This is a genomic window from Brucella sp. IR073 (assembly GCF_049065735.1).
In the GTDB taxonomy this organism is placed as follows: domain Bacteria; phylum Pseudomonadota; class Alphaproteobacteria; order Rhizobiales; family Rhizobiaceae; genus Paramesorhizobium.
Map to the genome: position 1 here is coordinate 77,582 of NZ_JBAKHD010000008.1, position 16,560 is coordinate 94,141.

Below are 16,560 nucleotides of genomic sequence, written 5' to 3' on the forward strand. Positions count from 1 at the left end.
TGGCTGGACGGGAAGCTAGTCGCGGCGGCCCCGTTAAACCGTCGGAACCGTTCCACCGTCGATCACATATTCCGTTCCCGTAATGGTGGCCGCGCGGTCGGAAGCGAGGAAGGCGATGAGATTGGCGATTTCGGCTGGCTTCGAGGGCCGGCCAATCGGAATTCCACCAAGGGACTCCATGATGATCTTCCTGCCACCCTCGATGTCTGTTCCCGCTTCCTCCGCGAGGCGCTGCGCCAACTCGAGGGAGGATTCGGTTTCGATCCAGCCCGGCGATACGCGGACAACCCGCACGCCTTTCGGCGAAACCTCTTTCGACAGGCTTTTGCTATAGGCCGATAGCGCGGCCTTGGCTGCGGCATAGGCGGTGGTGGCCTCCGGCAGGGGCAGCAGCCTCTGGATGGACGAAACATGGACCACCACGCCGCTTCCCTGTGCTGCCATTTCCGGAACCAGTTCCCGGTCGAGCCGGACAGCGGGGAAGAGGTTCAAATAGAGCTCCTTGTGCCATTGCTCATCGGTAAGCGCGGTAAAGCCGCCGCCGGGGGCAGACGAGCCGCCCAGCATATGCACGATGATGTCGAGCCCGCCCAGCCGCTGGCGCACGGCCTCCGCCACAGTGGCGCAGCCTTCCTCATTTGTCAGATCGGCAGCGATGAAAAGCGCTTCCGGCAGCGTCTCCGGTTTCGAGCGCGCGGTCGTCAGCACTTGTGCGCCAAGCGCACGAAAAAGTTCGACTGTCGCCGCTCCAGCGCCTTTCGTGCCCGCGGTGATAAGGGCGCGTTTTCCTTTCAAAGTGAGAAATTCAAGCATTTGGAAATCCCTGGTTCGATTGTTGTTTACCGTTGTCCCGGCTGGTTTCTGCCATCCAATTAAGCGTAGACATCTGTTGCGATAAGCGGGATAAATATGGATGTGTAATTGCGCAAAACAGGACAATGCAAAAACCTGGCCTCAACGATCTCGAAGCGGTCATTGCCATTGCGCGCAGGGGGTCGTTTCGCGCCGCTGCGCTCGATCTGGGCATGTCGACGACCGCGCTCAGCAATGCCATCGCCAAGCTCGAGGCGAGCCTGGGCGTTCGGCTGTTCAACCGAACGACGCGCAGCGTTTCGCTCACCGAGGCAGGCAGGGCCTTTGCCGAGCAGATCGGCCCGGCATTGCAGGATATTCACGGCGCGATGGAGGCGGCGCGGTCGCAACAGGCGATTCCATCAGGCACGCTCCGCATCAATGCTTTCGCCATGGCGGCGCGCGAGATCCTCACGCCTCTGGTACTGGAATTTCTGCGCCGCTATCCGCAGGTGCATATCGACCTCGTCACGGAAGGACGGCTGGTCGATATCGTCGCGGAGGGGTTCGATCTGGGTGTGCGTGTCGCAGGCCTCGTGCCCAGCGACATGATCGCGGTGTCTCTCGGACGCCAGCAGCGCTATGCTGTCGTCGGCTCGTCAGCATATATCGAGAAGCATGGCAAGCCGCTTGTTCCGCCCGACCTGCTGCGCCATCAATGCATTCGGGTGCGGCTGCCGAACGGCGCCCTCTATCGCTGGCGGTTCGAGAAAGATGGGGAAACTGCGCAGATCGATGTGACCGGCCCGATCACGCTGGATGAAGCGGGGCTTGCACGCACGGCGGTACTCGAGGGCATTGGGCTTGGCTTTTTCATGGAGCAGGACGTGCTTGCCGATATCGAGGCGGGGCGTCTTGTTCGCGTGCTGGAAGACTGGACGCCGCCCTTCGCAGGTCTTTGCCTTTATTATCCCGGACGGCGTAATCCTTCCGCAGCGCTCAAGGCCTTCGTCGCCCTGGCCCGCGAAATGGGCAGTGCGGCGCAGCGACATTCCCCAGTAAATTCGATCACCAGCAGGGCTTGGAAGGAAAATCAAAAATTGCTTGATTGAAGCAGGGCAGGGGAGCCGGTCAATAAGTATCAACAGCGCGGATTTTCTCGATTTGGCTATGCTCGAGCGTTCTTTGGCATGTCGCACTTGGAAATAGAATGTACCCTTCAAGCCGATAAAAATCAGATAACCTGTCTTATGGAACTTTCCGGTCATTTCGATGATGTTGCTCTTTGGCTCCTAATGACCTTTTTGGCGCTCGTCCAATATCTTGTGAATGGTCATTTGGCTGTTGCGTTCTCGCGCTACATTGCAATGTAGCGTGCTCTTCACTTGGCGGAAAAAATATGCCAGCCAATCTCAGTTCGACATCGCTGCCGTCAGCAACGGTTGGTTTGGTCAGTTTAGGATCGTCAGGAATCCCTCGGTTTTGGGCGACGGTCTGGGCCGATATAATTAAGACATCATTGGCGCCTTCGACGCGCCGCAAGTATCTGCTGGCCTTAGATCGTTTCTATGATGCCGTGCGAAGCCAGCGTGGCAGCGATTGTTTAGACCGCTTGATCGCCGATGCTGACTGCGATGCATTGGAGGAATGTCTCGTTGGCTTCCTGGCGCAGCTTCGGAATGAAGCTGTTATCAACAAGACCGACAAATCCCTTATGTGGACGTTTGTGTTGAACTTCGTCATCGACATGCTTCACTTTGCAGGCAGTGAGCATGGGATACGGGCCGATGAAATCGATGCAAGGCTCTTGCGGCTCGAAAACCTCTATCGTCAACTCACGCCGAATCCGCAAAAGCCGCCGCCGCCGGTCAGGGCGCTACCGCCGTCGGTAGTTGAGGACCTTTACGATGTCTTCAGGCCGGATTCGGCGCGAAATCCCTTCAAGACCGAGGCGCTGCGGTGGCGGAACCTGCTGATCTTCATGCTGCTGCTGCGTCTCGGGTTACGCCGTGGCGAGGCCGCGCTTTTATATGTTAGCTCCTTCAAACAAGACTTTGATCTAGAGGCCGGGAAAAACCTTCACTGGTTGGACATCGAGGAAACGGGAGATAACGACCCGCGATATGACCGGCCCAGCTTGAAAACCGAACCGTCGCGGCGGCAGCTCCCTCTTCCTCAAGAGATCGTCGATCTGGCGCTGCACTACATCAGCAATTATCGCGGTCGCGCGAATTATCCCCATTTGCTGATCTCGCAGAAAGCGGAGCCTCTGGCACTGCGCTCGTTCGGGAAAATGTTCGAAATCGCAACTGACGTCCTATCGAACCGAGCAAAAGAATCTCTCGCAAAACAAGGGCTTAAGAGTGTTTCTTGTCATGACCTACGTCATACGGCGGCAGTCGTGCGCATGAGGCGCTACCAGGATAACGGGCTCGATCTGGACAAAGCACAGGAAAAGCTGCGCATGTTTTTCGGCTGGTCGAAGAGTTCCAACATGCCGCGCCTTTATGCCAAGGCTTACTTCGAAACCAGTCTCTCCGACGTCTGGGACGAGAAATTCGACATTTTCGTAGAGGCATTGAGGCGTATCAATCCGGAACGCCATCTATGAAACCCGTAAAAAGAATGGTGGAGCCGGTACTTCTCGCCGAGATCGGAAGTCTTTCCGCCAAGTTGCCGCCGCTTCCGCCCGTTGTGCGCTACTTCGACGACTTTTCCAATGAGATACATTCCGTCGATCTCATGAGTGCTGAAAATATCGTCCTTGCTTTGGACGGTGGCAGATATCGGATTTCCTTCGCAGACTTTGAGCCCGCGAAGCAGCTAATCAAACATATATTTGCTGACTGGTTAAGTAGGCATGACCTGCACTACGTCACGATCTTATTCTCAGATGTACGTAGTTACATTGCCCGCAGAGGCATGAGCTCTCTTCTGAACCTAGCCACGTCGGCCCCCTTCGATGCTCGATCCCACTGGAACACGTTCGTCCTGGCCGACGTTACTGCTAGGGAAAGCTGGTCATTACGGGCGATGCTTCATTCGCTCTGTCGCCTCAACATCGGGCACTGGTCTACGTCGGCTGCCTCGATCGTACGTGGTCTCAAAAGTCCGAAGGTCGACAAATACCGTGTTGTGCGCACCGGCGACTGCTTTCTGCCGCTAGACCAGCAGGCCATGATCGTCAACTACATCGATGACATGTGCGCGGCGCTGGCGGCCAATTCCGGTTCTATCAAGAATGCCGAACTGTGCGGCGTCGCCATGCTGATCATGTCGTACCAGTACGCTTTCCGGCCTGGGCAGATCGCGCGGATCGAGCTTGCCGATGTCCGGCTCTTCTCAACGGGCGCAGTCCACGTCGCCGTCTCCCTGATCAAGCAGAAGGACAACATCAAGCGAATCCGCGTCAGCAGGAGGATCAAGCGCGAATGGGGTGCGCTGTTCAATGAGCTGGTGAGGCGCCGCGATAGTGGTGTCATGCCGCCGGAGAAGGGGGTGCCCCCTCGCCTGCTGTTCGGCCTCAAGCCGCAAGGCGTTAGCCGCGCCATCATGGAGCTGACCGCGAACTTGACCGGCGAAGCCTGGACGCCGACTGACCTGAGGCACACGGCTGCGCAGCGCCTCGCGGACGGCGGCATCTCCCATGTCGGATTGACGGAGTTCCTCGGGCAGACTAGCGACCGCATCGCCAACGTCTATTTCGACACCTCGCCCGCCCAGGCGCAGCGCATCAACGAGGCGCTGGCGATCTCGCCGATCTATTCGAACCTGGCCAAGATCGCCAAGACCAGGACCATCGACAAGGCGATGCTGCTCGGGCTCCCACCCGACCAGCAGATCGGAGCCGTTCCGCACGGCGTCCCAATTGCCGGGATCGGCGGTTGCGGTCTCGGCCAGAGCCTTTGCACGAAGAATCCGGTTCTGGCGTGTTACACCTGTTCGAAGTTCATGCCGCTTGGCGAGCCGGACATCCACCAGGAAGTGCTTGAAAGCCTGCGGCCCGTGGTGACCGAGTTCGCAGCCGCCTCCCGCTACAACCAGCAGTCTCCCGCTTACGGGCAGCTCAAGACGACCTTCGACGCCGTCCGCCGCGTCGTCGAGGCGCTGAAGGCAGACCGCATGGCAGAGGATCAGACATGAACCCGTTCTATGCGGAATACATCGCCACGGCCATGATCTTGGCGAAGGAGCGCGGCCTCAATTGGGATCTCGTCTGCAACGATCAGGGCAAGGTCAGCAAGGATACCCGCTGGAACCTGACCGAGCTGGTCGGCATGTTGCCGCCCCCAACGCTTTGGCTGGGGCAGATCGGCGTAGACCCGGTGGCATTCGGTAAGCTCAACGAGATCAGGCGGCAAATGAATCAGCAGCCTCTTGTCTCTGGCCCGATGCCGCAACATTGGCGTGACCGGTATCAAGCGGTCTTCGTCCATCATCTCCTCGTTGGCAAGACCAAACCGCAAAGTGCAATGCTGGTGGCTCAGGGGATCCGTCGGTTGGCGCCCGCCGCTGAAAACACGCCTCCGTGGGCGGTGACGCCCGAGCAAATCCAGCAGGCCTACAATGCGGTTTTGCATTCTGGGGATTCGGGCAAGCTGGCACTCGACTTCGCCACCACGGTGAGAAACATCCTCGACCGGCAGAAGCTCGCCGACATCCCCGCGCTTGCCCGTTTTTGCATCCCCTACCCGACGAGCGAATCCCGTTCCGCCCAGCTGCGGGCCGAGACCCTTCGAAAGCGGCAGAATGCTCACGGCGGAAAGGAGGGCCTCCGCCGCTCGCTCGCCGAAAGGAAATCGGCGGCGAAGTTACCCGAGGAACGCGCGTTCTGGGAGTTGGCGCGGATCGTGTTCACGCAAACGCCTCGCTCCTTCTCCGACGCGATCCGGTTCGCCGTCTTCAAGGTGCAGATCATCATGGGCTTTCGGATCGGCGAAGCCGCCCGCCTGCCCTTGGACTGGAAGAGATGGCGCGAATATCTGGATGCCGATGGGCGTCCGGCCGCAGAACGCGGCGGCTTCTCCCGCTCGTTGATGATCCGGCACTTCGCGGAAAAGCAGGACGAGGACGAGCGCCCTGAAGGCATATCGCTTTATGAGAACACCCAGCATGTCCCGCCGATGTTCGAGGAAATCCTTATCGAGACGCTCGAGCACGTCGAAAAGATCACAGCACCGCTACGCGAGCGGCTGAGACGGCAGACGGAGACGGGACGCATCTTTCCCGAATATCCCGAGGACGCACTGGTTCCCGCCTGGGAAATGTACGTCAGGATGACTGGCAATATTGCTTTCTCTGATCCAGACATCCCCATAAGCTTGGTCGAGAATTACCGACGAACCTATGATATCGAGGCCCTCGACAAGATCAGGCAGTACCAACTTAGCGGCTGCCCTCGGATGCTTTCCCGGTTCTGGGGCGCTCCTGCGCAACGAGGCATCCCCATCATAAAACTATGGGGCAAGCCCATCTACGGTCGGGCCATCGATTGGCGGTCGGCCTGCGTTCGCGTGGGAGATGTCGAGCGACATGTCCGCGCCAATCGCACGACCAAGCTATCGGATACGTTGCCGACAACGATTACAGACGGTACCCTGCTCTTCCCCCATGAACTGATGTTCATCATGCCGGTCAGGAACCTGATCGAAGGTCGCAACAACGGCATCCTCGACACCACCCTATATTCCGCGATTGGTCGCATCGACAGGGGCGACCTGATCGGCTCGACCAGCGGCAAGGGCTGCGAAACCCTGTTCGAGCGGTATGGAATGACCGAGGAAGATCGCGCTCTTCGGCTTACCCCGCACGCCCTGCGCCATCTCCAGAACACCGAGCTGTTCCGTCTCGGCGTCGCCGATACGATCATCACCAAGAAGTTCAACCGGCGTAGCGTCCAGCAGAGCCAGGTCTACGACCACCGCAGCCTCGCCGAGGACCTCGCCGACATCGATCTTCCGCCGGAAGCTGAGGAGCGCCTTGGCGACAAGGCGATGCAGGTCTTCAAGCTGCTCTCGGCGAACAAGGCGCGTGGTCCCTTCGTCGATGAGTTCCACCGCGTCCAACTCGAATACGGTGACGAGGCCGCTTTCGACTACTTGAACGCCGAGGCAGACGGCCTGCACGTGACGCCCTACGGCCTGTGCATCAACAGCTTCACCAGCGACCCCTGCCCCAAACATCTCGAATGCTTCAACGGATGCCTCCATCTGGCGCGGACGGGTGTCATCAGCGAGCAGGATAACCTGGAGCGCATGCGAGACAAGTTCGCAAAGGTGATCATCACGCTGGAGGCTCTGCCCGAGGATCGCCGCAACATCGGCTGGGCGAACCAGCTTCTCCACGCCCGCCTACGGTATGAAAACATCATCAAGGCGCTTGAAACGGAGCCGGGAATGCGGATTTTCCCGGATGGCAAAGACATGTCAATAACGGCCGAACAGAAAGCTGGCACCTCCATCATCGACACCATGAAGCGCTTGAGGGACCTAGATGATTGAGAAGAACCAGATTCTTGAGCAGCTATTGGAGGCGATGATCGCCGATAACGAGACCGTCACCGCCAGAGCCGTGATCAGGCGCAGCGCCGGCGTCTTCAAGCATGCCACCGACATCACCCGGAATGGCATTCGCCGCGAGATGGTCGAAGGATATATGAGAAAACAGGAGACGATACGCACTGCCGTCGAACGCTCGAGCAGGAGGTCCCGCACCGACCTTGAGCGGCTGGTGGCGACGAAGAACGCGGAAATGGAACAGCTCCAAGCCGACAAGCAACTCCTGATCGCATCGCACCGGATTATGATTTTGGCGGTGGCGGAGATGGGCGGCTTCCCGACGTGGAAACGGTTCTTCGAACGCTATCAGGAAACCATCGACAGGCTCGAAAAGATGAATGCGCTCCCGCAGGCGGATGTGGTTTCCCTACCCTCACGAGGCGACGTTTGATGGCACGTGGGTTCTGACAGAGTTGAGATATTCGTATGCAAGTGATGCGTCTTTCCGATTATGGATTGTCCGCTCCGTCTCGGCATTTCTCCTGATCTAACGGTCGCGATCCACCGCACCTTGTTTGATGTCGAAGTGATCGCTCGATCGGCTGCCACCCATAGCGGATATTCCTCCGCCCAATGGGTTGCGCGCGATGTAATGGATTCCCCGCCACTCTTATCTTTGGACATTGGCTGACTCCCTGTCCTGGGCCTTGATACATCCCGGTTTTGCAACAGGTGTCACCGCGAATGCAACAAGTGTCGGCAATGCGCACCGGTCAGATTGATTTATACAACAATTTAAATTGACGCGCAACACATGCTGTGCTATCTGTTTTCTAAGACATCAATTCTGCATCAAATTGTAGGTTTAGCGCACATGGAGCACTTCTCAATCATTCAAGCCCTCTGCCGGGCAGCCATGGCCGAACCCTCTCCGGCGCTGCGTAAGCAGGTTGAGCGGCTGCGTGATGCTTTAACTAAAGATGGAGAGGAGAAGCAGGCGGCTTCGCTTGCCGGGATATTGGCGGCGGCAGAGCGCCTGAAGGAGATTGCCCCCAGCCGTATCGCGCGTTCTCGCGCAGCTCTTCCGGGCGAGGCTCTTGGTCGCAACACGCCCGTTCCTGTGGATCGGGAAACTGCGGCACCGTTAGCGGAGATCATCTTTCCAACTGAGATAAACCCCGTATCCCCGTTGTTCAATCTTACAGTCACTCAAGCTGTCAGCACAATTATCGACGAATGGACAAATTTTGAAGCTCTTTCGACAGTAGATATCTCACCAGCGAAAACTTGCTTGATCTACGGCGCGCCGGGAACCGGGAAGACACGCTTGGCTATGTGGATTGCTCACAAGTTGGAATTACCAGTGCTACTCGTTAAGTTAGACGGGCTTGTTTCTTCATTCTTAGGAACGACAGCTCGGAATATCGGGAATCTATTTACGTTTGCTAACCGCTATCGCTGTGTTCTTCTTCTTGATGAATTTGATGCGATTGCAAAGGTGCGCGACGATCCGCAAGAAGTGGGCGAAATTAAGCGCGTTGTAAACGCGCTACTTCAAAACTTGGATGTACGTCAGAACATTGGCCTCACTATTGGCATTACCAACCACCCTAAGCTTCTCGATCCAGCAGTTTGGCGTCGTTTCGAGATACAGCTCGAAATTCCGAGGCCGGACTTCGCTGTAAGAAAGGCTATTGCTGAGAACTTCATGCCACCGGTCCAGGCTCCCGATAGCCATCTCCGTCTGATTGCGTGGTTCACCGAGGGGTCGACTGGCGCGGAAATCGAAGCGCTTGTTCGCACTTATAAAAAGGCAACCACCGTCCGAGAAGAGGATCGTCGCGGTCTACTCGATACGCTCCGGCAGTTTGCAACGCTCAACGCAGCTCGCGTTCAAAGTGAGCGTCGTGCACTCTTGTTTGGTGAACCGGCGAACCTTTTTCGGGCGATGCATGATGACCCTGCGCTGGCGTTTTCTATGGGCGATATTGGCGATATCGCAGGCAAGGATAAATCCACTATCAGCAGATGGCTTGGTCGTCAGGCTGGCAAATCTGGCGATGGCGAGGTGACGTATGGCTAGTCCCATTCAAATTGTCCTCAACCCGGAAAACTTTGAGGAAGCGCGCGAGGCAGGGGGTGGCGGTGGGCGCAAGGACTTCTTTGCTCACCGCGACCGTGATTTTGGCACGCACAAAGCCGCGCTCATGAACCAGCTCGATACAATATCTGATGTCCTTTCTGCGCAGCCGCAAGGCCCCATCGGCTATGTAAAAGTCATCTTGAAACGGGAGGCTTGGGCCAAAAGTCATCGTCCTGTGGGGGCGCTATTCCGCAAGGATCGTACACCGCTTGTTGGCGCGGGCGATCTTGGCGTCATGATCGTTGAAGGACGTCCATCCACACTTGCAAAAGTGAAGGCGGAGATCGCGAAGGCGGAGACGATCACTCGCATGAAGTTCGAGGAAAATAAGAGGAGGGAAGTTCCCAATCCTTCCATTCAGAAGAGCGAAGCTGGTGCCATAGATCGAATCGAACTCTATGGGGCATCCGATAAACGCCGGTTTTCCGTCGAGGAGGCCGTCACTTGGCTTTCAAACCCCATGACTGGCAGCGGGTATGAAATTGAGTTGTTCGACATGGTGCCACCGCGCTCTGAATGGGACCGGCTGGACGATTCCCATCGCCGTCTCGTCGATTCCTTCGTTAACGGTTTTAACTACCTTGGTTACAGCATGTCGGTTGAGCGTCTCCTCATTGGGCGAGACGATCTGCCAATGCTGGCTGTACGGCTGGATCAATCTGGCAACGGTGCAGTTCTGCGTCTGACCGGTACGCCGATTAAAGAGCGACGCGAACTGGCTTCCTTCGATCCAGATATCCAGCGGCACAGTAGGTTGCTGGATTTTCTCGATAAGCATCCGCTAGTGAAGCGCGTTGAACTTCCAGGCATCGTTGTGCGTTCGGCCCGGCCTGCGACCTCCACTCGTTTACGTCCCGACAGTGCCATGTTACCAGTCCGCGACAGTCGGCGTTCTCATCCGCGACTGGGGATTATCGATGGTGGTTTGAGTCCAGCCTTAGCGGACTGGGTGATTGATCGATGGGATGTCCTTTCAGAACAAGACATGGACACCTCTCACGGCACGTTTATCGGTGGTCTTGCAGTAGCAGGTTCCACCCTCAATGGAACTGCCGTGTGTCCGGAGGCCGATGGCGCGGAACTTGTCGATCTTGCGATTTTTCCTAACGAGGGAAAGGCGGGTGCATTCGCCTCTTATTATTCGGGCGGCCTTCCACATTTCTTCGACGAAATGGATGCGGCGGTCGCGGATGCTCGCGCACGACATGGCGTGCGTGTGTTTAACATGAGCCTGAACATTCTTCAGCCCGCCGCGCCCGATAGATATAGTCCGCATGCCGTTCGATTGGATCGCGTCGCCGAAGAAAACAACGCTGTGGTGTTCGTATCAGCGGGCAACATAAAGCCGCAGGATCTCCGAGCGGAGTGGCCGACCGACGATGCTGTCGCCCTGGCCAACTTGGCGTTGGCTCGTAATGACGGACTTCTGACGCCAGCCGAAAGCGCTCGGAACGTCGCCGTTGCGGCTCTTAATCCGCCAGACCACGCGGGCTGTCTTCCATTTGCTCCCACGCGCTTCAGTCGAAGAGGACCGGGTCTTCGCTCTGGCATCAAGCCCGATCTCGCTCACGTCGGTGGCGCGGGCACTCTCCATCCGACACTTGGACATGGCCTATTCTCCATTTTACCAGATGGCACCGTCGCCGATGGTTGTGGAACCAGTTACGCCGCGCCGTTGGTGGCGAAAACCGCAGCGGCCCTCGATCATGCAATAGAAGGTGAAGTTTCGCGAGAGACATTGATTGGATTGCTGGTCCACCATGCGGCGATACCTGAGCCGCTACGCTCCAAGGAGTTGAATGCCGTGGCCCGCCATTTGGTCGGCTTCGGGATGCCGCCCGCCGCAGAGCGAATTTTGGAGACGGGCGATCATTCAATTACACTGGTGTTTGCATCCCGTATTCGGCATGGCCAGCAGATTAATTTTAGATTTCCCTGGCCGGCGTCGCTTGTTGGTCCTGGTGGAAAATGTAAAGGGCGGGCTAAGCTCACCTTGGTTGCCACGCCGCCTTTAGATGCGAGATTCGGGTCAGAGTTTGTGAGGGTCAACATCGACGCGGTGCTTCAACAGGAGCAGGATGGCGGCTGGAGAGGTAAGCTTGATCCTCTCTATCTGCCGTCATCCCGAGGAGCACACGCCGTAGAAGCTGAGCGCATCGAACATGATCTGAAATGGAGCCCAGTCAAAGTTTTTGGAAAGACGTTCCCACGTGGTGTTGGATCGTCCTCCAATTGGCGCCTGTTCATTGAATATTTAACACGAACCGGTGAGGTCATGCCCGACGAAGGCGTACCTTTCACGGCGATCCTGACCATCAGTGACCCTAACGCAGAGAAACCGGTCTTCAACGATATGCGCCAGAGCCTTCAAGCGATAGGTACGCAGATCGCGGACATTCGCACTGCAGCACGCATCACGCCGCGCATTTAGCGGTCTCTATAGGAGAGAAGCGAAACGGTTACCTACGAGGAAAAACATCGGTTGGGACCGAGACAGTGGCCAGCGTTTCCAAGATTGGCCGCTACAGGGTCGGATGTGGATTTAAACATCATATGTGCCATCCGTCTGTCCGAGATATTGAAGGCGTGAGACGTGAGACATTGCTCGTCTTCGACGTGCGCGACGCAATTTACCAGTCAATTTGAATGAACCACAAATCATACCAATAGATCAGCGAGTCGGGGAAGTGGTAAAGGAGGAAAATACATGGCTAGATGCACTGCACCAGTAAGGGGTCATCGCTCATCGGCGGCTGCAGCCGACTGTCCTGCATGTGGGAGCCGCTATAACCGCTTCAGCGGTTACGGAGGGTACGGCGGCGGCTACGGCAGCCATTTATCATACTCGTCCCCTTCATACTCCTCCTCAGGGAGGAGCGGCGGCGGGTCGGGGCGCCGTACCGCAAAGCCGCGCTGGTCGGGAGCAGGATCGGCTGTGTGGTACACGCCTGAACAAGTGCGGGCGCTCACTCCGGTTCGAGAAAATGTGGAGAACCTGGCGGCCTCGCAGCCTGACCTTCGCGACGTGTTTCTCTGTCACGCATGGGATGACAGACAAGGCTCTGCCAAAGAATTGCATGATCTGCTCGAAGCGCGCGGGGTCCGCGTGTGGTTCAGCGAGAAGGACCTTGGTCTCGGAGTGCCGATGATGCGGGCGATCGACAAGGGCTTAGTGAATTCGCGCGTCGGTATCGTGTTGGTGACCCCTGCCATGTTGCGACGCCTCCCGGCGGAAGGCGTCGCAGACAAAGAGCTTTCGGCGCTCCTCAGACGTGAGCGGCTCGTCCCAGTTGTTCACGGAACGACCTATGAAGAGCTTGAGCAGGTCAGCCTTCTGCTAGCCTCCCGAGCCGGCCTGAGCACTGCCGAGGAGTCGATGGCAGAAGTCGCGGACAAAATCGCCGAACTGGTTGCTACTTAGTCGCGCCGGAGTTGAACCTGAGGCTGAGCGATGTTTTCCGGCGAATACGCAGGTTTTCTGCGACGACTTTGCGTACTCCTGCACGTCGACAAATCCGAAAACGAACATCTGCTCTCGGTTTCATCTCCGAGCCAAATACCCGATTAGCGGACGCGCAAAACGACAGAATATAAAGTGAATGCTGTCGAACGGTGCTCCCCTTCTCTCCAGACGCGATACTTGGCGGTGCCGAGCTTATACTCGTTGCATATTCAAGCTCATCGACGCGATGCTCGACGCCGCGCGGTACCAAGGCAAATCAACCGAGGCGTGGCCAGCGGACGCACAATGGCTCGCTTGTGATCTTATCCAAAAATCATCCCGCTAGCTTGTTGTCGGCCGAGGAAATATGGGTCAGGGCAAATAGCCGTTGCGGCAAGGTGTCCCGTCCGTTAGCGATTTCGACAGAACGCCTCCAATAGGCGATATCAGGAGTTGAACCGGCGGGACGTTCAGGGGCATAAAGAGACCCGATTCCGGGGGACTGCATGACCAAGCCATTCTATGCCGAGCCGATATTGAATTCGCCATATGCGGCGCCGACGCGCCATCACGCCTTGTCGGCGAGCGGCGAGCCTCTGGACTTGCCGCCGATTGAAGGACGGCGGCGATCCGAATATATCGCGCCTGTTCCCAAAAGCCGGCGCTCCAAACAGGACCCAAAAAAGCAGGCGAGCCTCGATCTCGACAGCCAAGATGGCGGCGCGGCGCGGTATAATCTCTCCAAATTGATCAATGAAATCCGTGGCCATGTCGAAAGTTGGCGGAAGATTCCCAATCCGAACGACTGGGGCGTGACACCGGTTACCCAGCGCCTTCTCCAGCACTGGCGCAGCGACCATTTCTCCGGCCCCCGCCCCTTCTTCTGCCAGGTGGAGGCGGCGGAGACCGCGATCTGGCTTGCCGAGGTCGCCCGCAACCGCAAGCAATATGCGCATATCTTTCGCCATCTGGAGGAGGCCAACCGCGACGCCAATCCGGAGCTGTTCCGCATCGCGCTGAAGCTCGCCACCGGCGCCGGCAAGACCACCGTCATGGCGATGCTCATCGCCTGGCAGGCGATCAACGCGGCAAGGCAGCCGAACTCGAGCCTCTTCTCGCGCGGCTTCCTCATCGTCGCGCCGGGGATCACGATCAAGGACCGCCTCAGGGTGCTGCGCCCCTCCGATCCGGACAGCTATTACCGCACGCGCGAGCTCGTCCCGCAGGACATGATGGCGGATCTGGGCAAGGCGAAGATCGAGATCGCCAATTACCATGTTTTCCAGCGCCGCAAGGCACATGAGCTGAATGCCGTCGGCCTCAGGCTGATGAAGGGCTGGAAGAACGAGGATATCGAGGAGCTGGAAACCGAAGGGCAGATGCTGCAGCGTGCCTGCGGCGACCTGCTCCAACTCAAGAATATCGTCGTCATCAATGACGAGGCGCACCATTGCTATCGGGAGCGACCGCATTCAGATGAGGACCTGAAGGGCGACGCAAAGGACGAGGCGAAGGAGAACAACGAGACTGCACGTCTGTGGATTTCAGGCATCGAGGCCTTGAAACGTAAAGTCGGCGTGCGCGCCGTCTATGATCTGTCGGCGACGCCCTTCTTCCTCTATGGCTCCGGTTACGAGGAAGGCACGCTCTTTCCCTGGGTCGTGTCGGATTTCTCGCTCGTCGACGCCATCGAATGCGGCATCGTGAAACTGCCGCGCGTTCCGGTCTCCGACAATTCGGTCCATTCCGCCACGCCCGTCTACCGCAATCTGTGGGACCATATCGGCAAGCAGATGCCGAAAAAGGGCGCCGCCAAGGCGCGCAATCTCGACCCGCTCAGCATGCCCGCGCCGCTGCAGACGGCGCTCTATTCGCTCTATTCTCACTATGAGAAAGAATACGAAGCCTGGGAAAAGGCGGGGATCGGCGTTCCGCCGGTCTTCATAGTCGTGTGCAACAACACCGCAAGCTCGAAGCTCGTCTATGAATGGATTTCCGGCTGGCAGCGCGAGGAGGAAGGCGGCCCCGTCACGAAGCATCGCGGCCATCTTAAGCTCTTCAGCAATTTCGATGAGTACCATAACCCCCTGCCCCGCATGAACACGCTGCTGATCGACAGCCAGCAGCTGGAATCCGGCGAGGCGCTCGATCCCGGCTTCCGAGAGATGGCCAAGGCCGAAATCGAACAGTTCAAACGCGAAAAGGCCGCGCGGGACGGCGCGGCGGAAGCTGAAAAACTCACCGAAGCGGAATTGCTTCGCGAGGTGATGAACACGGTCGGCCAGAAGGGGCGGCTCGGCGAGCAGATTCGCTGCGTCGTCTCCGTCTCGATGCTGACGGAGGGTTGGGACGCCAACACGGTTACCCACATTCTCGGTGTCCGCGCCTTCGGCACGCAGCTTCTGTGCGAGCAGGTGATTGGCCGCGGTCTTCGCCGCCAGTCCTACGAACTGAACGACAAGGGCCTCTTCAACACCGAATATGCCGATATTCTCGGCATTCCCTTCGATTTCGCCACCGAGCCGCAGGATGTGGTGCGCCATCCGCCAAAGCCGACAACGCGGGTCCATGCGTTGAAGGAAAGGTCCAGCCTGTCGATCCGCTTTCCACGCGTCGCCGGCTACCGCACCGAACTGCCCTCGGAAAATTTCTCGGCCAGCTTCTCGCCCGATTCGGTCCTGACGCTGACGCCGGAACTGGTCGGCCCCTGCACCGTCCGTCTCGAAGGCCTGGTGGGCGAAGGTCACGACATCTCGCCCGAAAGCCTCGACGGGATGCGGCCGAACACCGTCGCGATCCATCTGACGAAAAAGCTGATCGAGCTTTATTTCCGCGAGCCGGACCAGGACGTTCCTTATTATCTCTACAACCAGCTCCAGCCGATCACCCGGCGCTGGGTCAATTCGTGTCTCAAGCTGGAGGGCGGCACCAAGGCCGGCATGCTGACCTATGCCGAACTGGCGGAGAAGGCGTGCGAGCTCGTCTACCAGGCGATCGTGAAAAGCGCGGGCGAGGAAGGGACGGGCATCACCAAGGCGATGCTCGATCCCTACAACCCGCATGGCTATACCGATTTCGTCTCCTTCATCACGACCAAGCAGAATCTCTGGCGCACGCGGCTTTCCCAAGTGAACCATGTCGTCTGCGATAGCGACTGGGAGGCTGAGTTCGCCCGCGTGGTCGAGGCGCACCCGGCCACCATCGCCTATGTGAAGAACCAGGGGCTGGGTTTCGAGGTGCCCTACCGCGTCGGCAGCGTGCCGCGCCGTTATATCCCTGATTTCATCATCCAGATGGACGACGGCCATGGGGCGGACGATCCTCTGAACCTGATCGTTGAGGTGAAAGGCTTCCGCGGGCTCGACGCGCAGATCAAGGCCGAGACGATGGAGAACCTCTGGGTCCCCGGCGTCAACGCGCTCCAGACCTACGGCCGCTGGGCTTTCAGGGAATTCCGCAGTCCATTTGCGATGGAGGCGGAGTATGGGAAGCTGGTGGAGGATCTGGGCGCGCGGGTGCGGGAGGGGGTGTGATGGGTATGCAGGTACGAGGCATCCAGAAGAAGCGCCCTCCCTCCCCCTTGCGGGGAGGGTGGCCCGAAGGGGCGGGTGGGGGTGGTGACGTTTGCGCCATTGTCTCCAGCAAAAGCGCATTCGTCACCACCCCCATCCGCCCGCTAACGCGGG

General features: G+C 58.1%; 10 protein-coding genes. 9 read left to right on the forward strand and 1 reads right to left on the reverse strand.

Features of this window, described 5'->3' with window-relative positions:
- Positions 1-33: 33 nt before the first annotated feature.
- Positions 34-813 carry an SDR family oxidoreductase gene (locus ACOWVG_RS16295; protein WP_420963372.1) on the reverse strand — a complete coding sequence of 260 codons (780 nt, stop codon included), beginning with the start codon at positions 811-813 and terminating at the stop codon, positions 34-36.
- Between the two features lie 125 nt (positions 814-938).
- Here ACOWVG_RS16295 and ACOWVG_RS16300 point away from each other — a divergent pair, with 125 nt between their 5' ends.
- The 9 genes from ACOWVG_RS16300 (at position 939) to ACOWVG_RS16340 (ending at position 16,407) form a co-directional block, all read left to right on the forward strand.
- The gene (locus ACOWVG_RS16300; protein WP_420963373.1) at positions 939-1,904 is read left to right on the forward strand and encodes a LysR family transcriptional regulator; all 966 of its coding nucleotides are present in this window, start codon (positions 939-941) and stop codon (positions 1,902-1,904) included.
- Between the two features lie 287 nt (positions 1,905-2,191).
- Complete coding sequence (locus tag ACOWVG_RS16305) at positions 2,192-3,403, forward strand: tyrosine-type recombinase/integrase (RefSeq protein ID WP_420963374.1); 1,212 nt, start codon at positions 2,192-2,194, stop codon at positions 3,401-3,403.
- Positions 3,404-3,825: 422 nt separating this feature from the next.
- The gene (locus ACOWVG_RS16310) at positions 3,826-4,935 is read left to right on the forward strand and encodes a tyrosine-type recombinase/integrase (RefSeq protein ID WP_420963375.1); all 1,110 of its coding nucleotides are present in this window, start codon (positions 3,826-3,828) and stop codon (positions 4,933-4,935) included.
- On the forward strand, positions 4,932-7,292 hold the full coding sequence (locus tag ACOWVG_RS16315) for a hypothetical protein (RefSeq protein ID WP_420963376.1): 2,361 nt from the start codon (positions 4,932-4,934) through the stop codon (positions 7,290-7,292). The genes ACOWVG_RS16310 and ACOWVG_RS16315 overlap by 4 nt, the downstream gene beginning before the upstream one ends.
- Positions 7,285-7,740: a hypothetical protein gene (locus ACOWVG_RS16320; protein WP_420963377.1), complete on the forward strand. Its 456-nt coding sequence runs from the start codon at positions 7,285-7,287 to the stop codon at positions 7,738-7,740. The genes ACOWVG_RS16315 and ACOWVG_RS16320 overlap by 8 nt, the downstream gene beginning before the upstream one ends.
- Before the next feature lie 423 nt (positions 7,741-8,163).
- Positions 8,164-9,372, forward strand: a complete 1,209-nt coding sequence (locus tag ACOWVG_RS16325) for an AAA family ATPase (RefSeq protein ID WP_420963444.1) — start codon at positions 8,164-8,166, stop codon at positions 9,370-9,372.
- On the forward strand, positions 9,365-11,863 hold the full coding sequence (locus ACOWVG_RS16330; RefSeq protein ID WP_420963378.1) for a S8 family peptidase: 2,499 nt from the start codon (positions 9,365-9,367) through the stop codon (positions 11,861-11,863). The genes ACOWVG_RS16325 and ACOWVG_RS16330 overlap by 8 nt, the downstream gene beginning before the upstream one ends.
- Before the next feature lie 276 nt (positions 11,864-12,139).
- Positions 12,140-12,853 (forward strand): toll/interleukin-1 receptor domain-containing protein, encoded by a 714-nt coding sequence (locus tag ACOWVG_RS16335; protein WP_420963379.1) that lies wholly within the window; start codon positions 12,140-12,142, stop codon positions 12,851-12,853.
- Positions 12,854-13,380: 527 nt separating this feature from the next.
- Entirely contained in the window at positions 13,381-16,407 is a 3,027-nt protein-coding gene (locus ACOWVG_RS16340) for a BPTD_3080 family restriction endonuclease (protein WP_420963380.1), read from the forward strand.
- The last annotated feature ends 153 nt before the right edge of the window (positions 16,408-16,560 follow it).